Origin of the sequence: Pseudomonas sp. BP11-1-1 (genome assembly GCF_052112105.1) — a bacterium.
Taxonomy (GTDB): domain Bacteria; phylum Pseudomonadota; class Gammaproteobacteria; order Pseudomonadales; family Pseudomonadaceae; genus Aquipseudomonas; species Aquipseudomonas alvandae.
On the sequence record NZ_JAUTYU010000001.1, the window covers coordinates 424,100 to 449,309 of the forward strand.

At 60.2% G+C, this 25,210-nt stretch carries 26 protein-coding genes; 11 read left to right on the forward strand and 15 right to left on the reverse strand.

Annotation, left to right across the window (positions count from 1 at the left end; translation table 11 throughout):
* The first annotated feature begins 27 nt into the window (after positions 1 to 27).
* The gene (locus Q7C33_RS01880; protein ID WP_407682745.1) at positions 28 to 2,874 is read left to right on the forward strand and encodes a valine--tRNA ligase; all 2,847 of its coding nucleotides are present in this window, start codon (positions 28 to 30) and stop codon (positions 2,872 to 2,874) included.
* A gap of 192 nt (positions 2,875 to 3,066) precedes the next feature.
* Entirely contained in the window at positions 3,067 to 4,086 is a 1,020-nt protein-coding gene (gene rlmF, locus Q7C33_RS01885; protein ID WP_217861318.1) for a 23S rRNA (adenine(1618)-N(6))-methyltransferase RlmF, read from the forward strand.
* 124 nt (positions 4,087 to 4,210) lie between these two features.
* On the opposite strand, the gene Q7C33_RS01890 is transcribed toward rlmF, so the two are convergent.
* Positions 4,211 to 4,492, reverse strand: coding sequence for an HU family DNA-binding protein (locus Q7C33_RS01890; protein WP_030139622.1), 282 nt, complete (start codon positions 4,490 to 4,492; stop codon positions 4,211 to 4,213).
* A gap of 394 nt (positions 4,493 to 4,886) precedes the next feature.
* On the opposite strand from Q7C33_RS01890, the gene yejK reads away from it, so the two are divergent.
* Positions 4,887 to 5,891: a nucleoid-associated protein YejK gene (gene yejK, locus Q7C33_RS01895; RefSeq protein WP_030139623.1), complete on the forward strand. Its 1,005-nt coding sequence runs from the start codon at positions 4,887 to 4,889 to the stop codon at positions 5,889 to 5,891.
* Positions 5,891 to 6,247 carry a glutaredoxin family protein gene (locus Q7C33_RS01900; protein ID WP_217861317.1) on the forward strand — a complete coding sequence of 119 codons (357 nt, stop codon included), beginning with the start codon at positions 5,891 to 5,893 and terminating at the stop codon, positions 6,245 to 6,247. The genes yejK and Q7C33_RS01900 overlap by 1 nt, the downstream gene beginning before the upstream one ends.
* A gap of 142 nt (positions 6,248 to 6,389) precedes the next feature.
* Here Q7C33_RS01900 and Q7C33_RS01905 read toward each other — a convergent pair whose 3' ends face one another.
* The 5 genes from Q7C33_RS01905 to Q7C33_RS01925 all read right to left on the reverse strand — a co-directional run bounded on the left by Q7C33_RS01905 (position 6,390) and on the right by Q7C33_RS01925 (position 10,303).
* On the reverse strand, positions 6,390 to 7,325 hold the full coding sequence (locus Q7C33_RS01905; RefSeq protein ID WP_407682746.1) for a glutathione S-transferase family protein: 936 nt from the start codon (positions 7,323 to 7,325) through the stop codon (positions 6,390 to 6,392).
* A 79-nt stretch (positions 7,326 to 7,404) separates the two neighbouring features.
* Positions 7,405 to 7,728 (reverse strand): GIY-YIG nuclease family protein, encoded by a 324-nt coding sequence (locus Q7C33_RS01910; protein ID WP_198796578.1) that lies wholly within the window; start codon positions 7,726 to 7,728, stop codon positions 7,405 to 7,407.
* Between the two features lie 41 nt (positions 7,729 to 7,769).
* On the reverse strand, positions 7,770 to 8,240 hold the full coding sequence (locus tag Q7C33_RS01915) for a nuclear transport factor 2 family protein (RefSeq protein ID WP_407682747.1): 471 nt from the start codon (positions 8,238 to 8,240) through the stop codon (positions 7,770 to 7,772).
* An 85-nt stretch (positions 8,241 to 8,325) separates the two neighbouring features.
* Positions 8,326 to 9,654 carry a CynX/NimT family MFS transporter gene (locus Q7C33_RS01920; RefSeq protein WP_407682748.1) on the reverse strand — a complete coding sequence of 443 codons (1,329 nt, stop codon included), beginning with the start codon at positions 9,652 to 9,654 and terminating at the stop codon, positions 8,326 to 8,328.
* On the reverse strand, positions 9,644 to 10,303 hold the full coding sequence (locus tag Q7C33_RS01925; RefSeq protein WP_198796581.1) for a FadR/GntR family transcriptional regulator: 660 nt from the start codon (positions 10,301 to 10,303) through the stop codon (positions 9,644 to 9,646). The genes Q7C33_RS01920 and Q7C33_RS01925 overlap by 11 nt, the downstream gene beginning before the upstream one ends.
* Positions 10,304 to 10,467: 164 nt before the next feature.
* On the opposite strand from Q7C33_RS01925, the gene Q7C33_RS01930 reads away from it, so the two are divergent.
* Together Q7C33_RS01930 and Q7C33_RS01935 are read left to right on the forward strand one after the other, a co-directional pair.
* Entirely contained in the window at positions 10,468 to 10,779 is a 312-nt protein-coding gene (locus Q7C33_RS01930; RefSeq protein ID WP_030139630.1) for a type II toxin-antitoxin system MqsR family toxin, read from the forward strand.
* On the forward strand, positions 10,776 to 11,258 hold the full coding sequence (locus Q7C33_RS01935) for a type II toxin-antitoxin system MqsA family antitoxin (protein WP_030139631.1): 483 nt from the start codon (positions 10,776 to 10,778) through the stop codon (positions 11,256 to 11,258). The genes Q7C33_RS01930 and Q7C33_RS01935 overlap by 4 nt, the downstream gene beginning before the upstream one ends.
* A gap of 63 nt (positions 11,259 to 11,321) precedes the next feature.
* On the opposite strand, the gene Q7C33_RS01940 is transcribed toward Q7C33_RS01935, so the two are convergent.
* The 4 genes from Q7C33_RS01940 to Q7C33_RS01955 all read right to left on the reverse strand — a co-directional run bounded on the left by Q7C33_RS01940 (position 11,322) and on the right by Q7C33_RS01955 (position 15,483).
* Positions 11,322 to 12,086, reverse strand: coding sequence for an amino acid ABC transporter ATP-binding protein (locus Q7C33_RS01940; protein ID WP_003178331.1), 765 nt, complete (start codon positions 12,084 to 12,086; stop codon positions 11,322 to 11,324).
* Positions 12,087 to 12,096: 10 nt separating this feature from the next.
* Entirely contained in the window at positions 12,097 to 13,194 is a 1,098-nt protein-coding gene (locus Q7C33_RS01945; RefSeq protein WP_030139632.1) for an amino acid ABC transporter permease, read from the reverse strand.
* 10 nt (positions 13,195 to 13,204) lie between these two features.
* Positions 13,205 to 14,386, reverse strand: coding sequence for an amino acid ABC transporter permease (locus Q7C33_RS01950; protein WP_198796584.1), 1,182 nt, complete (start codon positions 14,384 to 14,386; stop codon positions 13,205 to 13,207).
* Positions 14,387 to 14,451: 65 nt separating this feature from the next.
* The gene (locus tag Q7C33_RS01955) at positions 14,452 to 15,483 is read right to left on the reverse strand and encodes an amino acid ABC transporter substrate-binding protein (protein ID WP_030139634.1); all 1,032 of its coding nucleotides are present in this window, start codon (positions 15,481 to 15,483) and stop codon (positions 14,452 to 14,454) included.
* Positions 15,484 to 15,955: 472 nt separating this feature from the next.
* Between Q7C33_RS01955 and Q7C33_RS01960 the strand changes: the two genes are divergently transcribed.
* From Q7C33_RS01960 to Q7C33_RS01980, 5 genes are all read left to right on the forward strand, one after another.
* Positions 15,956 to 16,612, forward strand: a complete 657-nt coding sequence (locus Q7C33_RS01960; RefSeq protein WP_030139635.1) for an alpha/beta hydrolase — start codon at positions 15,956 to 15,958, stop codon at positions 16,610 to 16,612.
* Positions 16,613 to 16,710: 98 nt separating this feature from the next.
* Positions 16,711 to 18,189, forward strand: coding sequence for an ATP-dependent RNA helicase RhlB (rhlB, locus tag Q7C33_RS01965; protein WP_407682749.1), 1,479 nt, complete (start codon positions 16,711 to 16,713; stop codon positions 18,187 to 18,189).
* Between the two features lie 126 nt (positions 18,190 to 18,315).
* On the forward strand, positions 18,316 to 19,263 hold the full coding sequence (locus Q7C33_RS01970) for an ornithine cyclodeaminase family protein (RefSeq protein ID WP_407682750.1): 948 nt from the start codon (positions 18,316 to 18,318) through the stop codon (positions 19,261 to 19,263).
* A gap of 86 nt (positions 19,264 to 19,349) precedes the next feature.
* Complete coding sequence (locus Q7C33_RS01975) at positions 19,350 to 20,477, forward strand: NAD(P)/FAD-dependent oxidoreductase (RefSeq protein ID WP_407682751.1); 1,128 nt, start codon at positions 19,350 to 19,352, stop codon at positions 20,475 to 20,477.
* A gap of 86 nt (positions 20,478 to 20,563) precedes the next feature.
* Positions 20,564 to 21,190: a helix-turn-helix transcriptional regulator gene (locus Q7C33_RS01980; protein WP_407682752.1), complete on the forward strand. Its 627-nt coding sequence runs from the start codon at positions 20,564 to 20,566 to the stop codon at positions 21,188 to 21,190.
* A 126-nt stretch (positions 21,191 to 21,316) separates the two neighbouring features.
* Here the strand turns inward: Q7C33_RS01980 and Q7C33_RS01985 are convergent, their stop codons facing one another.
* The 5 genes from Q7C33_RS01985 to Q7C33_RS02005 all read right to left on the reverse strand — a co-directional run bounded on the left by Q7C33_RS01985 (position 21,317) and on the right by Q7C33_RS02005 (position 25,168).
* On the reverse strand, positions 21,317 to 22,093 hold the full coding sequence (locus Q7C33_RS01985; RefSeq protein WP_030139640.1) for an ABC transporter substrate-binding protein: 777 nt from the start codon (positions 22,091 to 22,093) through the stop codon (positions 21,317 to 21,319).
* Between the two features lie 253 nt (positions 22,094 to 22,346).
* On the reverse strand, positions 22,347 to 22,799 hold the full coding sequence (gene moaE, locus Q7C33_RS01990) for a molybdopterin synthase catalytic subunit MoaE (RefSeq protein WP_030139641.1): 453 nt from the start codon (positions 22,797 to 22,799) through the stop codon (positions 22,347 to 22,349).
* 3 nt (positions 22,800 to 22,802) lie between these two features.
* Positions 22,803 to 23,045, reverse strand: coding sequence for a molybdopterin converting factor subunit 1 (moaD, locus tag Q7C33_RS01995; protein WP_030139642.1), 243 nt, complete (start codon positions 23,043 to 23,045; stop codon positions 22,803 to 22,805).
* Complete coding sequence (gene moaC, locus Q7C33_RS02000; protein ID WP_030139643.1) at positions 23,042 to 23,515, reverse strand: cyclic pyranopterin monophosphate synthase MoaC; 474 nt, start codon at positions 23,513 to 23,515, stop codon at positions 23,042 to 23,044. Before moaC ends, moaD begins: the two co-directional genes overlap by 4 nt.
* Positions 23,516 to 23,773: 258 nt before the next feature.
* On the reverse strand, positions 23,774 to 25,168 hold the full coding sequence (locus Q7C33_RS02005) for a PhoH family protein (protein ID WP_030139644.1): 1,395 nt from the start codon (positions 25,166 to 25,168) through the stop codon (positions 23,774 to 23,776).
* Positions 25,169 to 25,210: the final 42 nt, after the last annotated feature.

The window sequence follows — 25,210 nt, forward strand, 5'->3', positions numbered from 1 at the left end:
ATAAATGCCAATAGGGTCCCGCCGCGCATGGATAAGACCTACCAGCCGCACGCCATTGAAACTTCCTGGTACAACACCTGGGAGTCCGAGAATTATTTCGCTCCGCAAGGCGCGGGCGATTCCTACACCATCATGATCCCGCCGCCGAACGTCACCGGCAGCCTGCACATGGGCCACGGCTTCAACAACGCGATCATGGACGCCCTGATCCGTTTCCGTCGCATGCAAGGTCGCAACACCTTGTGGCAACCGGGTACCGACCACGCCGGTATCGCCACGCAGATGCTGGTGGAGCGTCGTCTCGAAGCCCAGGGCCAGAATCGTCATGACCTCGGTCGCGAGAAATTCCTCGAGAAAGTCTGGGAATGGAAAGACGAGTCCGGTGGCAATATCAGCCGCCAGATCCGTCGCCTCGGCTCATCCGTGGATTGGAGCCGCGAGCGCTTCACCATGGACGACGGCCTTTCGGAGGCGGTGAAAGAAGCCTTCGTCCGCCTGCATGAAGACGGCCTGATCTATCGCGGCAAGCGCCTGGTCAACTGGGACACCAAGTTGCACACGGCCATTTCCGACCTCGAAGTGGAGAACCACGACGAGAAAGGTTTCTTGTGGAACCTGAAATACCCGTTGGCCGACGGCGCGAAAACCGCTGAAGGCAAGGATTACCTGATCGTCGCCACCACCCGTCCGGAAACCATGCTGGGCGACTCTGCCGTGGCGGTGAACCCGAACGACGAGCGCTATCAGGCGCTGATCGGTCAGTTCGTCGAGCTGCCGCTGGTTGGCCGGCGCATCCCGATCATCGGCGACGATTACTGCGATCCTGAATTCGGCACCGGCTGCGTGAAGATCACCCCGGCCCACGATTTCAACGACTATGAAGTCGGCAAGCGCCACAACCTGCCGCTGCTGAACATCTTCGACAAGAACGCCAATGTCTTGCCAGCGGCCCAGGCGTTCAACCTCGACGGCACGCTGAACGAAAGCGTCGATGGCCAGATCCCGGCCGAATACGCCGGCCTGGACCGCTTCGAGGCACGCAAGCAGATTGTTGCCGCGTTCGACGCCGCCGGCCTGCTGGTCAGCGTCGACGATCATGCCCTGAAAGTCCCGAAAGGCGACCGCTCCGGCACCATCATCGAGCCATGGCTGACCGACCAATGGTACGTGTCCACCAAGCCGTTGGCCGAACCTGCAATTGCCGCCGTCGAAGATGGCCGCATCCAGTTCGTGCCCAAGCAATACGAGAACATGTACTTCTCGTGGATGCGCGACATCCAGGATTGGTGCATCAGCCGCCAGCTATGGTGGGGCCATCGCATCCCGGCCTGGTACGACGAGTCGGGCAAGGTCTACGTCGGCCGCGATGAAGCCGAAGTCCGCGCCAAGCACAACCTCGGTCCGGACGTGGCGCTGGCGCAGGACAACGACGTCCTCGATACCTGGTTCAGCTCGGGCCTGTGGACCTTCTCCACACTGGGCTGGCCGCAACAGACCGAGTTTCTGAAGAAATTCCACTCCACCGACGTGCTGGTTACCGGCTTCGACATCATTTTCTTCTGGGTCGCCCGGATGATCATGTTGACCATGCACCTGGTGAAGAACGAGGACGGCACGCCGCAAGTGCCGTTCAAGACGGTCTACGTCCATGGCCTGGTGCGCGACGGCCAGGGCCAGAAGATGTCCAAGTCCAAGGGTAACGTCCTGGACCCGTTGGACATCATCGACGGCATCGACCTGGAAACCCTGGTGCAGAAACGCACCTCCGGGCTGATGCAGCCGAAACTGGCGAAGAAGATCGAGAAAGCCACCCGCGAAGAATTCGCCGAGGGCATCGCCAGCTACGGCACCGATGCACTGCGTTTCACCTTCTGCTCGCTGGCGTCCACCGGTCGTGACATCAAGTTCGACATGGGTCGCGTCGAAGGCTATCGCAACTTCTGCAACAAGATCTGGAACGCCGCGCGCTACGTGCTCGACAAGGGCGAGGACTGCGGCCAGAATGGCGAAGCCTACGAGCTGAGCCTGGCCGATCGCTGGATCATTTCCCAGTTGCAACGCACCGAAGCCGAAGTGACCCGCCAACTTGACCAGTTCCGTTTCGACCTGGCCGCACAAGCGTTGTACGAGTTCATCTGGAACCAGTATTGCGACTGGTACCTGGAACTGTCCAAGCCTGTGTTGTGGGACGAAAATGCGCCGGTCGAGCGCCAGCGCGGCACCCGTCGCACCCTGGTGCGCGTACTGGAAGTGGCCTTGCGCCTGGCGCATCCATTCATGCCGTTCATCACCGAGGAAATCTGGCAGCGCATCGCGCCGCTGGCGGGCATTCAAGGCAAGACGATCATGCTGCAACCGTGGCCGGTGGCCAACGAAAGCCGCATCGATCCGGCAGCGGAAGACGACATCGAATGGCTGAAGACCTTCATGCTCGGCCTGCGTAACATCCGCGCCGAAATGAACATCGGCCCGGGCAAGCCATTGACCCTGTTCCTGAAAAACGCCAACGCCGAAGACCTGCGTCGTCTCAATGAGAACGAAGCACTGCTCAAGAAGCTGGCGAAGCTTGAATCGGTGACCGTGCTGGCGGCGTGCGAAGAAGCGCCGCTGTCCGCCACCGCATTGGTTGGCGAAATGGAAGTGCTGGTGCCAATGGCCGGCCTGATCGACAAGGCCGCCGAACTGGCGCGCCTGGACAAGGAAATCCTGCGTCTGAAGGGCGAAGTCCAGCGGGTTGGCGGCAAGCTGTCCAACGCTGGCTTCGTCGACAAGGCGCCGGCCGAGGTCATCGAGAAGGAACGGGCCAAGCTGGCCGAGGCCGAACAGGCCCTGGGCAAGCTGGCTGAGCAGCACGCGCGGATTGCCAGCCTGTAACGGCGGTTCGCAACGAAAAAGGAGGTCCAGCTGGACCTCCTTTTTTATGCCTGTCACTTTCTCCCGGACAATGAAGAACCCTTGTGGGAGCGAGCTTGCTCGCTCCCACATTTAATACGCGCAATCATCAAGAGCGCGCGGGATGTGGGACAATACCCGCCATTTTCAGCCATACCCGAATCGACCACGCCCATGAACGCCCCCCGCACTCCCAAACCTGCACGCAAGAAGCCAGACGCCGCGCCCCCAAGCAAAACCGTCGAGCCGCGCGAGAAGGCCAGCCTGCACCCGCGCAATCGCCATCAGGGTCGTTACGACTTCCCGGCGCTGATCAAGACCTCGCCGGAGCTGGCGAAGTACGTGATCACCAATCCGTACGGCAAGGAAAGCATCGACTTCGCCAGCCCCGACGCGGTGCGAGTGTTCAACCGGGCATTGCTCAAGGCGTTCTATGGCATCCAGCACTGGGACATCCCGGCGGATTACCTCTGCCCCCCGGTTCCAGGCCGCGCCGATTATGTGCACTTTCTCGCTGACCTGCTGGCGAGCATGAACGACGGCAAGGTGCCGCGTGGTGCGATCGTCAATGTGCTGGACATCGGCATGGGCGCCAATTGCGTGTACCCGCTGATCGGCAACAGCGAATACCGTTGGCACTTCCTCGGCTCCGAGATCGACCCGACAGCGGTCGCGGCCGCCAGGGCCATCGTTCAATCCAACGACTTGAGCAAGGTCATCCAGCTGCGCCAACAGGAAAACCGCAAGCACATCCTCATTGGCCTGCTGGAACCGGGCGAGCGCTTCGACCTGACCATGTGCAACCCGCCGTTCCACGCCTCGATGGAAGAAGCGACCAAGGGCAGCGAGCGCAAGTGGCGCGCCTTGGGCAAGGCTGACCCGAAACGCAAGCTGCCGGTGCTGAACTTTGGCGGGCAATCGGCAGAGCTATGGTGTGAAGGCGGTGAAGCGCGTTTTGTGACGCAGCTGATTGCCGAAAGTGCGAACTTCCAACACAAAGTCTTGTGGTTCAGCACGTTAGTATCGAAAGCCTCGAACCTGCCGGCCATCGAAACCGCGCTGAAGAAGGCTGGCGCGCTGGAGAGCCAGGTGGTGGAGATGTCGCAGGGGCAGAAGCAGAGTCGTTTTGTGGCGTGGACTTTCCAGACCAAGTCCGAGCAGCAGATATGGCGGCGTGAGCGCTGGGTCCGCTAATACGGCTCAGGCCAAGGTGGGAGCAAACTCGCTCCCACAATGAGTACAGCGTCGATACGGAATCGCAAGCACAAAAAAACCGTGTCCGGATCACTCCGGAGCACGGTTTTTTTATCGCTGCGTCTTACTTGTTCACAGCGTCGGTCAGGCCTTTGGCCACAACCAGCTTGATCACTTTCTTGGCCGGGATTTCGATGGCTGCGCCAGTCGAAGGGTTGCGACCGGTGCGGGCAGGACGCTCGGTGACTTTCAGCTTGCCAACGCCTGGCAAGGTCAGTTCGCCGCCGTTTTCCAGCTGATCGGCAACGACTTGGCCCAGTTGGTCCAGCAGAGCACGCACGGTAGCTTTTGGTGCGTCTACAGATTCAGCCAAATCAGCGATCAGTTGGTCTTTAGTAAGAGCCATGTAGTGTTCCTTCCCTATCAAATTCATATGGATTGCAGAGTGCAGTGTCAGCCATCGAGCCCGATCTATCTGATCAGCCGCCCTCGGTCATCACCACGACGGATCGGGGTAATAGATGCCGAAATCCGGGTTTGGTTCGACCTGACAAATGCTGAATGCACGCTTAACGCAGTGACATCGCGTAAGACCGGGCAAAACTAGCACAACGCCTGTGAAATATCCGCCTCTACCTACCCATTTGGTCAGCTTTATTGCGCTAAATCGGTAAAAAAACGCCCGCTGGGTGTCGGAAGGGTCTGAAAGGGCCTTCGACGCGTCGCAAAACCAGTGATTGCGGTACACTGGGCCCTTTTCGGGGAGCGCGCCCTCCCCTCTTTCATCAGCCGAGAAATCCATGCCGATCCGTCATTGCATCGTCCACCTGATCGACAAAAAACCCGACGGCACCCCTGCTGTACTCCATGCCCGCGACTCCGAACTGGCAGAGTCAACGGCCATCGAGAACATGCTCGCCGACCTCAATGAAAGCTATAACGCCAAACAAGGCAAGGCCTGGGGTTTCTTCCACGCCGAGTCCGGGGCGCATCCGTTCAGCGGCTGGCTAAAGGAGTACTTGGATGGCGGCAAGGATTTCACCGCGTTCAGTCGCGTGGCGGTGGAACACCTGCAAAAATTGATGGAAGAATCCAACCTGTCAGTGGGCGGCCACGTGCTGTTCGCCCATTACCAGCAAGGCATGACCGACTACCTGGCCATCGCCTTGTTGCACCACAGCGAAGGCGTTGCCGTCACCGACGAACTGGACGTCACCCCGTCCCGTCACCTGGACTTGGGCCAGTTGCACCTCGCGGCGCGGATCAACGTGTCGGAATGGCAGAACAACAAACAATCCAAGCAATACATCTCGTTCATCAAAGGCAAGAACGGCAAGAAAGTCTCGGAGTACTTCCGCGACTTCATCGGTTGCCAGGAAGGCGTCGACGGCCCCGGCGAGACCCGCACCCTGCTCAAGGCCTTCAGCGACTTCGTCGAAAGCGAAGACCTGCCCGAAGACGATGCCCGGGAAAAGACCAAGACCCTGGTGGATTACGCCAGCAGCCAGGCCAAGCTCGGCGAACCCATGGGCCTGGAGGAACTGTCCGAACTGATCGACGAAGAGCGCCCGAAAGCGTTCTACGACCACATACGCAACAAAGATTACGGCCTGTCGCCGGAGATCCCGGCGGATAAACGCACCCTCAACCAGTTCCGCCGCTTCACCGGCCGCGCCGAAGGCTTGTCCATCAGCTTCGAAGCGCATCTGCTGGGCTCCAAGATCGAGTATGACGAAGAAGCGGGCACGCTGATCATCAAGGGGTTGCCGACGTCGCTGACCGATCAGCTCAAGCGCCGCAATTGATGCTCAGTGGTGTGCTGAAGAAATGCCTGCTGGTTCTTCTGGTGGTGGTGGCTTACCAGAATTGGGGCAAGATCGAGCGGGTGTTCAACCCGTCGCAGATGGTTTCAGAGCAGATTCGCAGCAGCGCCCGCGTCGTGCTGTATGCCACCGATTGGTGCGGCTACTGCAAGGCCACCCGGCGTTTCCTGGATGAGAAAGGCGTACCGTTTCGCGAGTTCGATATCGAGAAAGACGCCGAGGCGCGCAAGACCTACGAGGCGCTGGGCGGCCGGGGGATTCCGATCCTCGACGTGAACGGCACGTTGATTCGCGGATATGAGCCGGAGAATATCCTCAGGGCGTTGTCCGCGACTTAAGACGACCCGCCAACAGTGACGGCCCCTTCGCGAGCAGGCTCGCTCCCACATTGGATCTGCGGTGATCATGGTATCCGGCGCGATCTCTGTAGGAGCGAGCCTGCTCGCGAAAGCGATGGCTCAGTCACCGCCTCCGGGAAGGTCAGACTGCCTCGATCCGAAACCCGAATCGCGGAAAGTGCACATGCACAACGCCGCCGCGCTCATCTTCACGGCGCAGGATCAGTTCTTCGCGCCCGGCAAACAGCAATTCACCGACCACCGGATCGACACCATAGTCCGTCGCGGCGATGGTGACCTGCTGCCCCATCGCAAAGCCATTCGGCTCATTGAACAATTCATCCGGCAGCGCTGCTGGTGCAGTGTTCCGGGCCACGTCCAACGCCTCTTCGGAGCTCATCTCTTTCGGCGCGCCATGACCAAAGCCCAGCACCCGCGCGAGCCAAGCCGACACAGCCGGATGCTCATCCACCAACGGTGAAGTGACGGGTGTGCCCTTGAGGAACCACAGCGAATGCGCCATGGCGAAATCGGCAATCGACGGATCGCCCAGGAGGAAATCGCCCTCTTCGCGCTGCAACTGCTGCTCGAGCCGCGCCATGATCGTCGGCCACTGATGCTTGGCCTGCTCGGCAGACAGACGCGTGGTCGTGCCGCCACTGAACAACCCGGCGCGGTCGCGGATGAACGCCTTGATGGCTTCAGGCGTCAGCCTGGCAAAACGCACCGCCACCGATTCAGGCTGGAACACCAGGCTCACCGCGTGCTGGAACACCACCGAATCAGCCCACGCCGCGAAAGACGCTGCGATCATTTCACGGCCTTCAGGGAACAGCGCTGGCGAGGCCTTTTCCTGTTCCAGCCGACGGGCCATCAGGGACGTGTCGCAATAGATATCCGCGCCGATCTGCAACACCGGTGTCTTGCGATAGCCGCCCGTCAATGCCGTCAGGTCGGGCTTGGGCATCATCGGCGGGATGCTCACCGAACGCCAGGCCAGGCCCTTGAAGCCCAACAGCAGGCGGGCCTTTTCCGCGAAAGGAGATGTCGGATAATGGTGAAGGATCAGCTCTGACATGAGATTCGCCAATGCAGGTAGGAAGTCCCGCACTTTAGCGCGCCAAGAAGCAACAGCCTACCCGCCTGATGAAGGACTATCAGCGCGGTTGATCGAGCACCGTTGCACTGGCCACCAAACATTCCTTGGCACTCTTCCTGAGCTTCTTGATCAGCCTTTCCTGGCGCAGGGCCTCGCCCTTGTCGCGACAGGCCTCGGTATACACCAGGGCCACCGCCGGGCTGGACAGAAAGAAGCGCGCGCCCTTGCCGCTCTGGTGCTTGGCGAAGCGCCGCACCGGGTCATCGCTGATGCCGCAGTACAGCGAGCCGTTGGCGGCCCGCACCAGGTAGACGAACCAGGGCTTGTCCGGCTCGGTCGCCTCGGGCACGCATAGATCTGAAGATTCGTTGGCGGTCGTCACGAAATGTTCTGCAAACGTGTAAAAAACAAGCCGCGATCTTATCAGCGACTGGCCTGGAACGCCCGCAGCCCCTTCAGCGCCTGGGCCCTGACGGCGTTGCGCACCAACGGCGTCCAACCCAACAACAGGCCCTTGGTGCCCAACGCCTGGCGAGACCAGCGCCACAGATCGAAGCTGTCATGGTGCTCGCAAATCTTGCCGTCACGGAAAACGAAGCGCGCCTGGATGTCGTTGATCACAATGTTGCCGGTCTGGCTGAACAGGTAGGTCGCCACCCAGTGCGCACCGCCGCTGCGCTCGTCGCTGCGCACGTTGTCGAAGGTCAGGGAAAAGTCCTTGGCCCGGGTTGTCAGCATGCGCCACATGTCACCAGCATCGAGCCCGCGCAGTTCGCCAAACGCCGGATCGCTGAACACCACGTCATCGGTGTAGCAAGCGCTCATGGCTTCAGCGTCCAGGCGCTGGAAGGCCTGATAAAAACGGGTGATCAAGGCGTTGTGGGCATCACTCATGGGCAGGCTCCGAAACGTTTCAGTAGGCCTGCACGATAATCTGCCGCTGCGGGGAAGACCACCGTCATTCGCCATGAAAATGATATCAACGACGATCCGTGACTCGTTCGCTGACCACGCCCACATACAATGCCCGTCCAGCCCCCACGCCGGCGATGATCGCCCCCACGCCAACCAGGCCGAAGATCCAGCCCAGGGCATTCCAGCCGCCGGTCAAGTCATGGACCACGCCGACCGCGAACGGCCCCAGCGACGCCAGCGTATAACCAAAGCCCTGGGCCATGCCGGAGAGGTTGGCGGCCACATGGGCGTCCCGCGAACGCAACACGATCAGGGTGAGCGCCAGGCTGAACGTCGCGCCCTGCCCCAGCCCCAACAGGATCGCCCAGCCCCACAAACCGTCAATGGGCGCGTAGAGGCAACCGAACAAACCGCCCAGGGTCATGAGCATGACGATCACGATGGCCAGGCGCTGGTCCTTGCCACGCGTTGCCAGCCAAGGCGCACTCAGTGAACTGATCAGTTGCACGATGACCGAGCCAGACAGCACGAGCCCAGCCTCGGTCGGACTCAGCCCTCGACCGATGAGAATCGAGGGCAGCCAGCCGAACACGATGTAGGCCAGGGACGATTGAAGCCCCATGTACAAGGTCACTTGCCAGGCCAACGGATCGCGCAGCAAGCCACGGACCCGGTACGCCACTTGGTGGGCGCCGTGTTTCTGCCCCACTTGCGGCAGCCAGAACACCGCAGCAAGCAGCGCCGGGACCACCCAGAACCCCAGGCCCAAGGCCCAGTTTTCGCCGAGCTGCTCGCTCAGCGGCACCGTGGCCCCTGCCGCCATCGCGGCGCCCAGGCAAAGGGCCATGGTGTAGACACCGGTCATGGTGCCAGCCTGCTTGGCGAAGTCGCGCTTGACGATACCCGGCAACAGCACGCCGATGATCCCGATACTCGCGCCCGCCAGGATACTGCCGGCGAACAAGCCGATCTGGCCGAACGAACTGCGCAGGACGATTCCACCGGCCAACGTCAGCAAGATCCCCAGCACCACACGCTCGGCACCAAAACGCCGCGCCAGCACCGGCGCCAACGGCGCGAACAGGCCCAGGCAAAGCACCGGCAGCGTCGTCAACAAACCCGCTTGCGCAGCCGACAGCCCCAGGCTCTTTGAAACCTCGCTGAGCAGCGGCGCCATGCTCGACAGCGCCGGACGCAAATTCAACGCCACCAGGATCAACCCGAGCAACAACAGCCAGGGCCGGCGCACCAACGGGTGGTCCTGCTGGGTTTGCTCATCGTCCGCTTCGGCGTCGATCAGCAGTTCTTCGAGTTCGGCGGCGCGTTTGTGCGTCGTCACCGGGGTGCGGTCAAGCGAATCGCGGGACATGGAAAACTCTGGTTCAGGGTTCATTGATCAACTGCCGACACAGGGCCTTGGCCCGCTCCGGATCCTGTCGCTCGACGGCTTCGAGGATTTCGATGTGCAGATCGAACACGTGTTGATGTCGGGGAATGATGTTGAGGCTATGGCGCAATTGCGCGCCGATTACGCTGGAAAAATAGCGATACAGCTCGCTGAGGGCCGGGTTGTGGGCGGCATCTACCAACAGACGATGGAAGATCAGATCGCAGGCAATGTAGTGCTCCAAGTCGCCGTGGTAATGCTCGCCGCTGGTTTTCAGCGCCTGGCGCAACGCAAGCAAATCCTCATCGGTACGCCGCAGTGCCGCCAGGCCGATGGCCTCCACCTCCAGGATGTGGCGGGTTTCCCGAGCCTGTTCCAACGAACAGCGCGACAGCACCTTTAGCGTGTCCAGCGGATCGACCACTGCCCGCACGTAACTGCCGTCCCCCTGGCGAATCTCGATCAACCCGGAGAACGCCAGCACGCGCATGGCTTCCCGCACGGTGTTGCGGCTGATGCCCAGCTCGGCCACCAGCTCCGGCTCGGTGGGCAAGCGCTGGCCTACGGGCCAGACGCCGTCGCTGATGCGGCGGCGCAATTGCTCCAAGGCCTGGTCGACCAAGGAGCGCTTTATCAATGGAGAAATATCGGACATGGATTCGCCTTTTCATCCAATCATAGGATGAATTTTCTGACATGTTAGTCAGCTTCGTGTAGGACGGCAACCGCCTAGGGTCAATGGGAGGCCAAAGAAACGAGATTTTCGATTAGTCAAAATTACCCTTTAAGGGTAATTTTACGAACAAGGCGTACCGTTCCATGGAAAAGAACACACCCCATTACACCTTGGTAGCAATACAGGCGGATGTCAGGCGGCTTAAAGGGAAAGCTTTCACCAGCACTGCGAAGAACACTGCTCGAACGCTCGGTTTAAACGTCTCGGACATGCAGCAGGTCATCCATGGGCTTGAGCGAAAACAGTTCTACAAATCGATGACCACCTATGACGATCATCGAGTCTGGCATGACGTCTACCACGCCAATTCACACGGTCTGCAGATTTACCTGAAGGTGACGTACCGCCCATGCGGAGGCCCACCGGTAATTTCCTTCAAGGAGAAAAACTCATGAAACACCAGCAATGCTTCAGCTGTGGTGCCCCGGAGGGCATGTTGCATTTCGAAGGTCGCGGCGAAACCATCAGCGTCAAGGGGCTGGAACGCCGGGTCGATGACTTGTCTGGCTGGGAATGTCAGATGTGCGGCGAAGTCGAGCTCGATTCAAGCTGCTCGGATCGCTACGACCAGGCAGGTGATGAGCTGGTCAATGCGGCCAGGCGAATGATCGGTGAAGAGATCAAACGTGTCCGGCGCAAACTGCATCTATCGCAAAAGGAAGCGGTACTGCTGCTATCGGGCGGTGGACACAACGCTTTTTCCCGCTATGAGCGTGGCGAGGTCCTGGCGCCAAAAGCACTGACATTGCTGATGCGCCTGCTTGATCGCTACCCGCATTTGCTTGCAGATGCACAAGCCCTGGCTGAAGGCGCGGACTTGAAAGGATTCAAGACGACAGTGCACAAGGAGCACGAAACCCTCACGGCTTCCTGAGCCGCCGGCACTGCAAAAAATAAACCCGGACAAGTCCGGGTTTATTTCACTGCCTGACGCCGATCAATGTAGGATCTGGCTCAGGAACAGCTTGGTGCGGTCGTTCTGCGGGTTGTCGAAGAAGTCGTTCGGCGCGGCCTGTTCGACGATTTCACCCTTGTCCATGAAGATCACACGGTTGGCCACGGTGCGGGCGAAGCCCATTTCGTGGGTCACGCAGAGCATGGTCATGCCGTCTTCGGCCAGGCCGATCATGGTGTCGAGCACCTCTTTCACCATTTCCGGGTCGAGGGCCGAGGTCGGCTCGTCGAACAGCATGATCTTCGGCTTCATGCACAGGGCACGGGCGATCGCTACGCGCTGCTGCTGTCCACCGGAGAGCTGGCCCGGGTACTTGTGCGCCTGCTCTGGAATGCGAACGCGTTCCAGGTAATGCATGGCGATTTCCTCGGCCTTGCGCTTGGGCATCTTGCGAACCCACATCGGCGCCAGGGTGCAGTTCTGCAGGATCGTCAGGTGCGGGAACAGGTTGAAGTGCTGGAACACCATGCCGACTTCACGGCGGATCGCTTCGATCTGCTTGAGGTCGTTGGTCAGTTCCACGCCATCGACCACGATGCGACCCTGCTGGTGCTCTTCCAGGCGGTTGAGGCAGCGGATGGTCGTGGACTTGCCGGAACCCGACGGGCCGCACAGCACGATACGCTCGCCCTGCTTGACGTTCAGGTTGATGTCTTTCAACACGTGGAACTGGCCGTACCACTTGTTCACGCCCTGCATCTGAATAATGCCTTCAGGGCTCACAGGCTGTTTGATCGCTTCACTCATGAGTCAACTCCTAACGCTTGTGGCCAGTGTCCAGCTTGCGTTCCAAATGCATGGAATAGCGGGACATACCAAAACAGAAAATCCAGAACACCAGGGCGGCGAATACATAGCCTTCGGTGGCCATGCCCAGCCATTTCGGGTCGGCGGCAGCTTGTTTCACGCTGTTGAGCAAGTCGAACAGGCCGATGATGATCACCAGGCTCGTGTCCTTGAACAACGCGATGAAGGTGTTGACGATACCCGGGATCACCAGCTTCAGGGCTTGTGGCAGGATCACCAGGCCCATGCTGCGCCAGTAACCGAGGCCCATCGCCGCGGCCGCTTCGTATTGCCCCTTGGGAATCGCTTGCAGGCCACCGCGCACCACTTCGGCCACGTAGGCCGACTGGAACAGGATCACGCCGATCAGCGCACGCAACAGCTTGTCGAAGTTCATGCCTTCAGGCAGGAACAACGGCAGCATGACCGAGGACATGAACAGCACCGTGATCAACGGCACGCCGCGCCAGAACTCGATGAACGTCACGCAGACCACGCGGATCGCCGGCAGGTTCGAGCGACGACCCAGCGCCAGGACGATGCCCAGTGGCAAGGCGCCGGCGATGCCGACGGTGGCGATCACCAGGGTCAGCATCAGGCCGCCCCATTGGCTGGTCGCTACAGCGGCCAGGCCCAGCACGCCACCGTGCAACAGGCACCAGGCGACGATCGGGTACACCACCAGGAAACTCAGGCCGTAGATCGCCTTGCGCGGGAAGCGCGAGATGAACAGCGGCGCCACGCCGATCACGGCCAACCACACGGTGAGGTCCACGCGCCAGCGCAGCTCCGTCGGGTAGTAGCCATACATGAACTGGCCGAAGCGCTGCTGGATGAACACCCAGCAGGCGCCCTCCTTGGTGCAATCGGCGCGCGTGGTGCCTACCCAGTTGGCATCCAGGATCGCCCATTCCAGGATCGGCGGGATGATCAGGTAGATCAGGTAGAACGCGAACAGCGTCAGCAGCGTGTTGATCCAGCTGGAGAACATGTTCGCGCGCATCCATGCCATCGGCCCGAACACTTTGCTCGGTGGCGGCATATCAGGTTTGAAAGTATGGGATGTCATGCGCTTTTCCTCACCGCTCGATCAGCGCAATGCGCTTGTTGTACCAGTTCATCAGCAAGGAAATGCTGATACTGATCGCCAGGTACACGCTCATGGTGATCGCGATCACCTCGATGGCCTGGCCGGTCTGGTTCAACACCGTGCCGGCAAACAGCGAAACCATTTCCGGGTAACCGATACCGGCAGCCAGGGAAGAGTTCTTCGCCAGGTTCAGGTATTGGCTGGTCAACGGCGGGATGATCACGCGCAGGGCTTGCGGGATGATCACCTTGCGCAACGTCGGACCGTTGCGCAGCCCCAAGGAGTGAGCCGCCTCGGTCTGGCCATGGCTGACCGACTTGATACCCGAACGCACGATCTCGGCGATGAACGCCGCGGTGTACACGGTCAAGGCCAGGGTCAACGCCAGCAGCTCAGGGATCAACACCCAGCCGCCAACGAAGTTGAAGCCTTTCAGCTCCGGCATCTCCCAATGCACAGGCGCCCCGAAGATCAGCGCGCACAGCGCCGGGATCACCAGGAACAACGCCAGGCCCACCCAGAACTTGTGGAACGGCTCGCCCGTTGCTTCGAAACGCTTGTTGGCCCAGCGGGTCATCAGCACGATCGCGACAATCGCCAGCACGATGCTGATCACGAACGGCCAGAACCCGTCGGCCACCAGCGCCGCCGGCATGTTCAGGCCTCGGCTGCTGACGAAGAAGGTGTCGCCGAAGTTGTGGGCAGCCCGTGGTCCCGGCATCGTCAAGAAGACCGCGAAATACCAGAACAGGATTTGCAACAGCGGTGGGATGTTACGAAAGACCTCCACATAGACGGTCGCCAGCTTGGAGATTATCCAGTTCTTCGACAAGCGTGCGACGCCGATGATGAACCCCAGGATGGTCGCCAGGATCACGCCAATGAAGGTTACCAGCAGAGTATTGAGCAGACCGATGACAAAGACGCGGGCATAGCTGTCCGCTTCGGTGTAGTCGATCAGGTGTTGGGCGATGCCGAAACCGGCACTGCGCTCCAGAAAGCCGAAACCGGAAGTGATGCCCCGGTGTGCAAGGTTGGTCTGCGTGTTATCGAACAGAAACCAGCCCAGCGCGATGACCGCCACGATGGTGACGATCTGAAATACCCACGCACGCACTCGTGGATCGCTGAGGCTGAGCCTCTGCTTAGGTGCGCCGATTGAATTTTGCATGAAGTGCCCCGCAAAGAATGGAACAGAACATCACCCGGTGGTTGGCCCACCGGGTGATAGAACCATCAGCGCACTGGTGGTGCGTATTGAATGCCGCCTGCGTTCCACAGAGCGTTCAGGCCGCGATCGATTTCCAGCGGAGTCTTCTTGCCCAGGTTGCGCTCGAACATTTCGCCGTAGTTACCTACTTGCTTGACGATCTTCACGACCCAGTCTTTCGGCAGCTTCAAATCTTTGCCGTATTCACCATCAGCGCCCAGCATACGAGCGACGTCTGGGTTCTTGGTGGACTTGGCTTCGGCTTCGACGTTTGCCGAAGTCACGCCTGCCTCTTCAGCGTTGAGCATGGCGTAGCCAGTCCAACGAACGATGGCCAGCCACTCGTCGTCGCCGTTACGCACGACCGGACCCAGTGGCTCCTTGGAAATGGTTTCCGGCAGCACCACGTAGTCCTTCGGCGAAGCCAGCTTGCTGCGCTGGGCGAACAGTTGGGACTTGTCGGAGGTCAGCACGTCGCAACGACCGGATTCCAGCGACTTGGCGCTTTCATCGGAGGTGTCGAAAGTGATCGGGGTGTACTTCAGGCCATTGGCGCGGAAGTAGTCGGAAACGTTTAGCTCGGTGGTGGTACCGGCCTGGATGCAGATGGTTGCACCGTCCAGTTCCTTGGCACTCTTGACGCCCAGTTTGCTGTTGGCCAGGAAGCCGATGCCGTCGTAATAGGTGATGAAGCCTGGGAATTTCAGGCCCATGCCCGCATCGCGGGAGCTGGTCATGGTGGAGTTGCGCGACAGCAGATCGATTTCGCCGGACTGCAGCGCGGTGAAGCGCTCCTTGGCGTTCAACTGGCTGAACTTGACCTTGGTTGCATCGCCGAACACTGCTGCGGCAACGGCACGGCAGAAGTCAGCGTCGATACCGACGATCTTGCCGGTGGAATCAGGCACCGAGAAACCCGGCAGGCCGTCACTTACACCACATTGCACAAAACCTTTCTTCTGCACGGCATCCAGGGTTGCACCCGCCTGAGCGAACCCGCTGACACCGAGGACTGCTGCTGCAGTCACGACTGCCAGGGTGGATTTCAGTAACTTCATTCAAACCTCCAGTTTTGCTCTTGTTGTGTCGGAGCTCGAGCCCTGTCGCACCCTTTTGAGGCATTGCCGACCCTTGTTGGCTTTTTTTAGGGTCAACCGACGTCTGGGCCTTCGCTATGAGTCTATTAATGAGAGCGCCAATAAACAGTGGGGCTGCTCACTTCTCACCAATCGGCCGAACGGGCTGTAGCCCTTCACGTTCGCGAAGCCCGTAGCGGCTATTGGCGAACATCCATCACCGGATTTCTGATATCCCATGCGTCGCGTCGAGCTGATAGTGTTACCGCGCAGCGTAAGAATCATCACTCAGCTACACCCATAGCAAAGCCCGTACCACACCGCTGCGCTTGCCCCTTACTGAAGAGGTCAAGACAAAAAGTTGTAGTATTGCGACATCTAATTAACTGAGACACCAGGGCTGCACCGTAATCACGCACTGATTGAGCGCGCCCGCACATTTTTGGAGCACACCATGACCGACCCCTTGATTCTCGAGCCCTCCCGCACCGCCGATGCGTGCGTTATCTGGCTCCACGGCCTGGGCGCCGATCGTTTTGACTTCCTGCCGGTCGCAGAAATGTTGCAGGAAAGCCTGCTCACGACGCGTTTCGTTCTGCCCCAGGCACCGACCCAGCCTGTAACGATCAACGGCGGCTATGCCATGCCCAGCTGGTATGACATCCGCGCCCTGAGCCCGGCCCGAGCCATTGACGAAGATCAGTTGGAGGCCTCGGCGCAGCGAGTCATCGACCTCATCGACACCCAGCGAACCAGCGGAATAGACGCCTCGCGGATATTCCTGGCGGGGTTTTCCCAGGGCGGCGCGGTGGTTTATCACACCGCTTTTGTGAAATGGCAGGGGCCGCTGGGGGGCGTGATCGCCCTGTCCACCTACGCGCCAACGTTCAGCGAAGAGCTGCAGTTGTCTGCCAGTCAACAACGCATCCCCGTCCTGGCGCTGCACGGGCAATACGATGAAGTGGTACTCAACCCCATGGGCAGGACCGCCCAGGAGTATTTGAAGCTCCATGGTGTCACCGTGACATGGCAGGAATACCCAATGGGCCACGAAGTGTTACCCGAGGAGATTCGCGACATCGGCACTTGGCTGGCCGAACGGCTGCGCTAAGAGGCAAATCGCCACGCCAGCGCTTTGATGATCACACTACGCCGCGCCCGTTTCTTGCATTACACTGGCCGGCGTACATTCCTTAACCAATCGATGAGATGACCGTGCTCAAAGCACTCAAGAAGATGTTCGGTAAAAGCGAGGCCGAGCAGCTCGCGCCCGTTTCCAGCGCGCCAGTCCAAGCCCAGAGCCGCACCGATGCGCAACAACCGCGCCGGACCGCTCCGCCGGTTGCGCAGGCCATGACAACGCCGACGACCTCACCCGCTGCCCAGCCTGTCGCCGTACCGGCCCAGGAAAAGCCACGTAGCGAAGCGCCAAGGCCACGCCGCGAACGCGCACCAAAACCGCCCGTCGTTGCCTGGAAGCTTGAAGATTTCGTCGTAGAACCCCAGGAAGGCAAGACCCGCTTCCACGATTTCAAGCTCGCCCCTGAACTGATGCACGCCATCCAGGACCTGGGTTTCCCCTATTGCACGCCGATCCAGGCGCAGGTGCTCGGTTACACCCTCGCTGGCAAAGACGCCATCGGCCGCGCCCAGACCGGTACAGGCAAGACCGCCGCGTTCCTGATCTCCATCATCACCCAGTTGCTCCAGACTCCGCCGCCCAAGGAACGCTACATGGGCGAACCGCGGGCACTGATCATCGCGCCGACCCGCGAACTGGTGGTACAGATCGCCAAGGACGCCGCCGACCTGACCAAGTACACCGGCCTGAACGTCATGACGTTCGTGGGCGGCATGGATTTCGACAAGCAACTCAAGCACCTCGAAGCCCGCCACTGCGACATCCTCGTGGCCACGCCCGGTCGCCTGCTGGACTTCAACCAGCGCGGCGACGTGCACCTGGACATGGTCGAGGTGATGGTGCTGGACGAAGCCGACCGCATGCTCGACATGGGCTTCATCCCGCAGGTGCGCCAGATCATTCGCCAGACCCCACCGAAAAGCGAACGCCAGACCCTGCTGTTTTCCGCCACCTTCACCGAAGACGTGATGAACCTGGCCAAGCAGTGGACCACCGACCCGGCCATCGTCGAGATCGAAGCCGAGAACGTCGCCAGCGAGAACGTCGAGCAGCATATCTACGCCGTTGCCGGTGCCGATAAGTACAAGCTGCTCTACAACCTGGTCAACGACAACGGGTGGGAGCGGGTGATGGTATTCGCCAACCGCAAGGACGAAGTACGCCGCATCGAGGAACGCCTCGTGCGCGATGGCGTCAACGCCGCCCAGCTCTCGGGCGACGTACCGCAGCACAAGCGCATCAAGACCCTCGAAGGTTTCCGCGAAGGCAAGATCCGCGTGCTGGTCGCCACCGACGTGGCCGGTCGCGGCATCCACATCGACGGCATCAGCCACGTGATCAACTTCACCCTGCCGGAAGTGCCGGACGATTACGTGCACCGTATTGGCCGCACCGGTCGTGCCGGGGCCGCAGGCGTCTCGATCAGCTTCGCCGGCGAGGACGACTCCTACCAGCTGCCGTCGATCGAAGCGCTGCTGGGTCGCAAGATCAGTTGCGAGATGCCACCGACGCATCTGCTGCGACCGGTTGAGCGCAAACGCCCTTAATCCTCCCAGCAACACGAAAAAGCGCAGCCAATACAGGCTGCGCTTTTTTTTGCCTTGGGATATTGCTCGTATAAACTAAAAGTCCATAATGGACAAATTAGTTTATACAGGCATCCGGAGCACACGATGACCAGCACGCCTCAAGTCATGACCCAAGCCCAGGCCCGAGCGCTGCTCGAAAACATCGATGTGCTGCAGATCCTTCGCAAGCTGTTCCGCGATCTCGCGGCCGGGCAAGCGGTGCAGCCGCCCCAGCAACTGGTGGCGTTTCCACAAGGCGCCGGGGATTTCATCAATTACCTGGGCGTACTGGCTGAAGACCAGGTCTATGGCGTCAAGACCTCACCCTATATCGTCCGCGAACAGGGTCCGTTGGTCACCGCCTGGACTTTGTTGATGTCGATGCAAACCGGCCAGCCGCTGCTGTTGTGCGATGCCGCCGAGCTGACGACGATCCGCACCGCCGCCACTACTGCCGTCGCCGTCGATGCCCTCGCTCCGCCCAACGCCCGGCGCCTGGCGGTCATCGGCAGCGGCGCGGTGGCACGCGCCCATGTGCAATACGTCAAGGGACTGCGGGATTGGCAAGCCATCAGTCTCTATTCGCCAGGCCTGAAGGCCAGGTCGGCAGAACAACTTGCCTCGATCACAAGCCTGGATCCTCGCCTGCAAATTGCCGAGACCCTCGAAGCCGCACTGCACGACGTTGACGTGGTGATGCTCTGCACCTCATCCGCCAAAGCGGTATTTGATCCACAAACCCTGGGTAAACCGGCGTTGATCACGTCGATCAGCACCAACGCCCCGCGCGCCCATGAAGTCCCGCCCGGGCGCCTCAACGACATGGACGTGTTCTGCGACTATCGTCAGACCACCCCGGGCTCGGCTGGCGAGATGTTGATCGCCGCTGAACAGCATGGTTGGGAATCTTCAAGCATTGTGGGTGACTTGCCCGAGCTGCTGAGCGAACGGGTGGCGCGACCGAACTTTGAACGCCATGTGTTCTTCCGTTCCATTGGGTTGGGGCTGGAGGATGTTGCGCTGGCGAATGCGCTGTATCGACTTCATAACTGAGACGCCCATTTCCCTTGTGGGAGCGAGCAGACTCGCTCCCACAGGTTCTCGGAAACTCCCGGCACTGCGCTCGACAGGAGAGCTTCATGACACAAGCAGACTTCATCATCATCGGCGGCGGCATCGCCGGTGCTTCCACCGGCTACTGGCTGGCGCCCCACGGCCGGGTCATCGTGCTTGAACGCGAATCGCACCCGGCCTACCATTCCACCGGCCGTTCGGCGGCGCTGTACACCGCCGCTTATGGCACACCACAGGTGCGCGCGCTGACCCAAGCCAGCCGGGATTTTTTCGACGCCCCGCCAACCGGCTTCTGCGAGCACCCGTTGCTCACACCGCGCGGCGAAATGACCGTTGATTTCACCGGTGACCCGGCCGAACTGAACAACCAATACCTCAGTGCCAAGGCCACGGTACCGCAGATGCAGCTGCTCAATGCCGAAGAAGCCTGCGTGCGGCTACCGATCCTGCGCCGAGATAAAGTCCATGGCGCGATCTATGACCCCACCGCCTGCGACATCGACACCGATGCGCTGCACCAGGGTTACTTGCGAGGCATTCGTCGCAGCGGCGGCGAAGTGCACACCGACAGCGAAGTGCTCGACTTGATCCGCGACGATCAAGGGCAATGGCAGGTCAGGACCGCCAGTCAGACCTTCCGCGCACCCGTGCTGGTCAACGCAGCCGGCGCCTGGGCCGACCAAGTGGCTGAGATGGCCGGCGCACGCAAGCTGGGCCTGCAACCAAAGCGGCGGGCAGCGTTCATTTTTGCCGGCCCCGAGGGCGTGGACATTCATGACTGGCCGATGCTCGTGAGCCTCGACGAATCCTTCTACATGAAACCGGACGCCGGCATGTTCCTCGGCTCACCCGCCAATGCCGACCCGGTCGAGCCCCACGACGTGCAGCCCGAAGAGCTGGACATCGCCATGGGCATCTACCAGATCGAAGAAGCCACCACGCTGACCATCCGCCGCCCGACCCGCGCCTGGGCCGGGTTGCGCAGCTTTGTGCATGACGGAGATCTGCTGGCCGGTTTTGATGTGCAGGTACCCGGTTTTTTCTGGGTCGCGGCCCAGGGCGGCTATGGCATCCAGACCTCCCCGGCCATGGGCCAGGCCAGCGCGGCGCTGGTACGCGAAGAACCGCTGCCCGACGGCCTCGCCCGTTTCGGCTTGAACGCCGCAATGCTATCGCCCGCGCGCCTGGGCTGACTTTTACCGAGGTGACGCATCGCCAAGATTGCGGCACACTCCCTCGCGCCCCTGCTCCACGGGGCGCTGACCGCCTGGAGTCTGTCATGAATGCCCCGCTAGCCGATCCGGCGCTGGATAACTTCCGCACCATCGCCGATGCCATCGCCACGCTTTTCTACCCCCACGCCGAAGTGGTGCTGCATGACCTGCGCACGCAACGGGTCGATTACATCGCCAACAACCTGTCCAAGCGCGAAATTGGCGATGACTCATCCCTGGAAGACATGCTCAGCGAAGACGTCAGCGAACGAAACATCGGGCCTTACGAGAAGTTGAATTGGGACGGGCAAAAGATCCGCAGTCTCAGCAGCGTGCTGCGAGACGCCAAGGGCCACCCATTGGCAGTCTTGTGCATCAACCTGAACATTTCGCTGTTCGAAAACGCCAAGGCGGCGCTGGACCTGTTCCTGTCACCGAACAAATTGATTGCGCAGCCCGACTCGCTGTTTCGCGATGATTGGCAGGAGCGGATCAACACCTTCCTCCACGCCTGGATGCGCGAGCGTCAATTGAGCCTGAACCTGCTGACCCGCGACCACAAACGCGAACTGGTGCTGGCGCTGCACGCCGAAGGCGCGTTCAAGGGCAAGAGCGCGTCCAACTATGTGGCCAATGTGCTGAACATGGGGCGGGCGACGGTGTACAAGCATTTGAAGGAATTGAAGGGCTGAGGTTTTGTTGCCTGGCCTGACCTCATCGCGAGCAAGCTCGCTCCCACAGGGGATCTGTGTCGGACACAAACATTGTGTATAACGAAGAGCCACTGTGGGAGCGGGCTTGCTCGCGAAGATGATTAATCAGTCGCCGTAGATATCCGACTTGAAATACTTGGCCTGGATCTTCTGGTACTCGCCATTGGCCCGAATCCCATCGATGGCCTTGTTCAAATCCGCCACCAATTGAGTATTGCCCTTGCGCACCGCGATCCCGGCGCCCTCACCGACGTATTTCGGATCCTTGAGCTCCGGCCCGACAAACGCGTAGCCCTTGCCACGAGGCATCGACAGGAAGTCTTCCAGCGGGATGGTGTCTGCAAAAATCGCGTCCAGGCGCCCCGACGCCAGGTCCATGTAGATTTCTTCGTTATTGCTGTAGCGCTTGACCGTCACGCCTTTGGGCTCGAAGACTTCCGTGGCGAAACGATCCGTGGTGGTAGCGCGCTGCACGCCCACGGTCTTGCCCTTGAGGCTGGCGTACTGGTCATCGACTACGGCGCCTTCCTTCATCACCAGCCGCGACGAAGTGAAATAGTACTTGTGGGTGAAATCCACCGACTTCTTGCGCTCTTCGGTGATGGTCATGGACGACAGCGCCAGGTCGATCTTCTTCACCTTGAGGGACGGGATCAGCCCGTCGAACTCACCCTCGATCCACTCACACTTGACCTGCATCTGCGCGCACAAGGCGTTGCCGATGTCGTAGTCGAAACCTTCGATCTTGCCTTCCGAAGTCTTGGAGGCAAACGGTGGATAAGCCGCCTCGATGCCGATGCGCAAGGTTTTATCGGCAGCAAACAGAGTGCTGGAGGCCAACAGGCTCAAGGCCAGGCCGGTGATGAGGGGAAATTTCTTCATGGACGTTCTCTCGCGGATTGTTGTTGGTTTGGCAGAGAAAAAATAGGCGTGGCTCAATTTGTACTTATAAATCCATACTGGACTTTAATGTACATATCGTCAATTGGAGAAACAGGGGAAAGTGATGGGAGGCTGGCGGCCCCTCCGCGAGCAAGCCCGCTCCCACAAGGGACCTGTGTACAACAAAGATCCAGTGTGGGAGCGAGCTTGCTCGCGATAGCGACTTATGCCTTGCGAAAAAACAACAGATTACCTACTGCTTCCAGCGATCCGCCGCCGCATGATCACTGTCCCGCCCTTCCACCCAGCGCGGGCCATCGACGGTGTTTTCCTTTTTCCAGAACGGCGCACGCGTCTTGAGGTAGTCCATGACAAAGGCGCAGGCGTCGAACGCTGCCTGGCGATGGGCGCTGGCAGCACCGACAAAAACGATTGGCTCCCCCGGTTCCAGGGCACCAATGCGATGCAACACCTCGAGCTTGAGCAATGGCCAGCGCTGTTCGGCCTCGATGGCGATCTTGCCCAGGGCCTTCTCGGTCATGCCCGGGTAATGCTCCAGGAACATCCCGGACACATCGAGGCCGTCATTGAAGTCGCGCACGTAGCCAACAAAACTCACCACCGCTCCCACGCCGACATTCGCCGCGTGCATCGCGTTGACTTCGGTCCCGGGATCGAACGGCTCGGCCTGCACCCGAATCGCCATGGCTCAGCCTCCTGTCACAGTCGGGAAGAACGCGACTTCATCGCCGTCGGCCAAAGGCTCGTCGAGTTGGCACAGGTCTTCGTTGCGTGCGCACATCAGGTTTTGCTCGGTGAGCACTTCGGCGCCGTCACGCTGCGCGAGCAACGCACGGACATCGTTGACCGTCGCAAAATCGCCCTCCACCTTGACCGAGTCCACGCCAAGCGCTTCACGATAGCGAGCAAAAAATTTCACGGTGATTTTCATGAGGCATCCGCCTGGAAATGGCCGCTCTTGCCGCCGAGCTTTTCCAGCACCCGCACGCCTTCGATGGTCATGCCACGGTCCACGGCCTTGCACATGTCGTAGATCGTCAGCGCGGCGACGCTGGCGGCGGTGAGCGCTTCCATTTCCACACCGGTCTGGCCCGACAACTTGCAACGGGCAACGATGCGTACCCGGTCCTCACCTTCGGCATTGAGCTCGACCTTGACGCTGGTGAGCATCAGCGGATGGCAGAGCGGAATCAGGTCGCTGGTTTTCTTCGCCGCCTGGATACCGGCAATGCGCGCAACGGCGAACACATCGCCCTTGGGATGGCCGCCGCTGACGATCATTTGCAGGGTATCGGGCAACATGCGCACAAAAGCTTCAGCCGTGGCTTCACGGAACGTCACGGCCTTGTCGGTCACGTCGACCATGTTGGCGCGACCTTGGGAATCGAGATGAGTCAGCACAGGGTTACTCCTGATCAGGAGCGTCGATTGTAAACCCGTGGGTCAGATTCCGGCAGGGCTGATTGTCGCACCTGCTTCCATTTTGGATTCTGAAGTCACTGCAAAACCCTTGTGGGAGCGAGCTTGCTCGCGATGACAGTGGGTCAGGTACTTATTTTTATCTGATACACCGCTATCGCGAGCAAGCTCGCTCCCACAGGAGGTTTCGTATCGCCATAAAAAAACCAGGCGACTTGTGGTCGCCCGGCTTGGCTCGGGTTACAGGTGGGATTCAGCGTATTCGGCCAGGATCGAGCGCGGTACGCCTTGCAGGGTGATGTGGACCCCGTTGGGGAAATCCTTGAAGCGTTCGGTCAGGTAGGTCAGCCCGGAGCTGGTCGCGGACAGGTAAGGGGTGTCGATCTGTGCCAGGTTGCCCAGGCACACCACTTTGGAACCGGCGCCGGCACGGGTGATGATGGTTTTCATCTGGTGCGGGGTCAGGTTCTGGCATTCGTCGATCAGGATCAGGCTCTGCTGGAAGCTGCGGCCCCGGATGTAGTTGAGGGATTTGAACTGCAACGGCACTTTGCTGAGGATGTAGTCGACGCTGCCATGGGTACTCTCGTCGTCCATGTGCAACGCTTCGAGGTTGTCGGTAATCGCACCCAGCCACGGCTCCATTTTTTCCGCTTCGGTGCCGGGCAGGAAGCCGATCTCCTGATCGAGGCCCTGCACGCTGCGGGTGGCGATGATGCGCCGGTAGCGCTTGCTGACCATGGTCTGTTCGATGGCGGCGGCCAGGGCCAGGATGGTCTTGCCGGAACCGGCGGCGCCGGACAGGTTGACCAGGTGGATATCCGGATCGAGCAGGGCGAACAGCGCCAGGCTCTGGTAGATGTCCCGAGGCTTGAGGCCCCACGCCTCCTGGTGCAGCAACGGTTCCTGATGCAAATCGAGGATCAGCAGTTTGTCGACCTGGATTTCCTTGATCCAGCCGACGAAGCCTTGTTCGTCGATGATGAATTCGTTGATGTGCACCGCCGGCAGGTTGTCGATCAGTTGCACCTGGTGCCAGGTGCGACCATGGTCCTGGCGGGTTTCGACCTTGCTCACGCGGTCCCAGAAGGAGCCGGTCATGGTGTGATAGCCGTTGGGCAGCAGCGACACGTCGTCGACCAGTTGGTCGGTGCTGTAGTCCTCCGCCGCGATCCCGCAGGCGCGGGCCTTGAGGCGCATGTTGATGTCTTTGGTCACCAGCACCACGGCTTGATCCTTGTTGCGCGCGTGCAGGTCGATCAACTGGTTGATGATGATGTTGTCGTTCAGGTGTTCAGGCAGCACCAGGTTGGGTTCGGTGCGCTTGCTCATCAGGATTGAAAGCAGGCCCTTGGGACCGCTTTTGCCGCGCTGGATCGGTACGCCCAGCTCGACGTCTTCGGGAGAAGCGTCACCCAGGGTCTTGTCGATCAGGCGGATCGCCTGGCGACATTCGGCCGCTACGCTGTGATGGCCACTCTTGAGCTTGTCCAGCTCCTCAAGGACGGTCATCGGCAGGGCAACGTGGTGTTCTTCGAAATTCAGCAGCGCGTTTGGATCGTGGATCAATACGTTGGTATCGAGTACATACAGGATTGGCTGGTTGGAGGAAGGGCTACGTCCGTGGTCATCCATACTCGGTCACCTTTGTGGGGGCCATTCGACGCAATACCGTGA

Bases quoted from the DNA above. Each gene is read 5' to 3' on its own strand.
- Q7C33_RS01880 (WP_407682745.1), top strand. From the start codon at position 28: ATGGATAAGACCTACCAGCCGCACGCCATTGAAACTTCCTGGTACAAC.
- rlmF (WP_217861318.1), top strand. From the start codon at position 3,067: ATGAACGCCCCCCGCACTCCCAAACCTGCACGCAAGAAGCCAGACGCC.
- Q7C33_RS01890 (WP_030139622.1), bottom strand. From the start codon at position 4,492: ATGGCTCTTACTAAAGACCAACTGATCGCTGATTTGGCTGAATCTGTA.
- yejK (WP_030139623.1), top strand. From the start codon at position 4,887: ATGCCGATCCGTCATTGCATCGTCCACCTGATCGACAAAAAACCCGAC.
- Q7C33_RS01900 (WP_217861317.1), top strand. From the start codon at position 5,891: ATGCTCAGTGGTGTGCTGAAGAAATGCCTGCTGGTTCTTCTGGTGGTG.
- Q7C33_RS01905 (WP_407682746.1), bottom strand. From the start codon at position 7,325: ATGTCAGAGCTGATCCTTCACCATTATCCGACATCTCCTTTCGCGGAA.
- Q7C33_RS01915 (WP_407682747.1), bottom strand. From the start codon at position 8,240: ATGAGTGATGCCCACAACGCCTTGATCACCCGTTTTTATCAGGCCTTC.
- Q7C33_RS01920 (WP_407682748.1), bottom strand. From the start codon at position 9,654: ATGAACCCTGAACCAGAGTTTTCCATGTCCCGCGATTCGCTTGACCGC.
- Q7C33_RS01925 (WP_198796581.1), bottom strand. From the start codon at position 10,303: ATGTCCGATATTTCTCCATTGATAAAGCGCTCCTTGGTCGACCAGGCC.
- Q7C33_RS01930 (WP_030139630.1), top strand. From the start codon at position 10,468: ATGGAAAAGAACACACCCCATTACACCTTGGTAGCAATACAGGCGGAT.
- Q7C33_RS01935 (WP_030139631.1), top strand. From the start codon at position 10,776: ATGAAACACCAGCAATGCTTCAGCTGTGGTGCCCCGGAGGGCATGTTG.
- Q7C33_RS01940 (WP_003178331.1), bottom strand. From the start codon at position 12,086: ATGAGTGAAGCGATCAAACAGCCTGTGAGCCCTGAAGGCATTATTCAG.
- Q7C33_RS01945 (WP_030139632.1), bottom strand. From the start codon at position 13,194: ATGACATCCCATACTTTCAAACCTGATATGCCGCCACCGAGCAAAGTG.
- Q7C33_RS01950 (WP_198796584.1), bottom strand. From the start codon at position 14,386: ATGCAAAATTCAATCGGCGCACCTAAGCAGAGGCTCAGCCTCAGCGAT.
- Q7C33_RS01955 (WP_030139634.1), bottom strand. From the start codon at position 15,483: ATGAAGTTACTGAAATCCACCCTGGCAGTCGTGACTGCAGCAGCAGTC.
- Q7C33_RS01960 (WP_030139635.1), top strand. From the start codon at position 15,956: ATGACCGACCCCTTGATTCTCGAGCCCTCCCGCACCGCCGATGCGTGC.
- rhlB (WP_407682749.1), top strand. From the start codon at position 16,711: ATGACCGTGCTCAAAGCACTCAAGAAGATGTTCGGTAAAAGCGAGGCC.
- Q7C33_RS01970 (WP_407682750.1), top strand. From the start codon at position 18,316: ATGACCAGCACGCCTCAAGTCATGACCCAAGCCCAGGCCCGAGCGCTG.
- Q7C33_RS01975 (WP_407682751.1), top strand. From the start codon at position 19,350: ATGACACAAGCAGACTTCATCATCATCGGCGGCGGCATCGCCGGTGCT.
- Q7C33_RS01980 (WP_407682752.1), top strand. From the start codon at position 20,564: ATGAATGCCCCGCTAGCCGATCCGGCGCTGGATAACTTCCGCACCATC.
- Q7C33_RS01985 (WP_030139640.1), bottom strand. From the start codon at position 22,093: ATGAAGAAATTTCCCCTCATCACCGGCCTGGCCTTGAGCCTGTTGGCC.
- moaE (WP_030139641.1), bottom strand. From the start codon at position 22,799: ATGGCGATTCGGGTGCAGGCCGAGCCGTTCGATCCCGGGACCGAAGTC.
- moaD (WP_030139642.1), bottom strand. From the start codon at position 23,045: ATGAAAATCACCGTGAAATTTTTTGCTCGCTATCGTGAAGCGCTTGGC.
- Q7C33_RS02005 (WP_030139644.1), bottom strand. From the start codon at position 25,168: ATGGATGACCACGGACGTAGCCCTTCCTCCAACCAGCCAATCCTGTAT.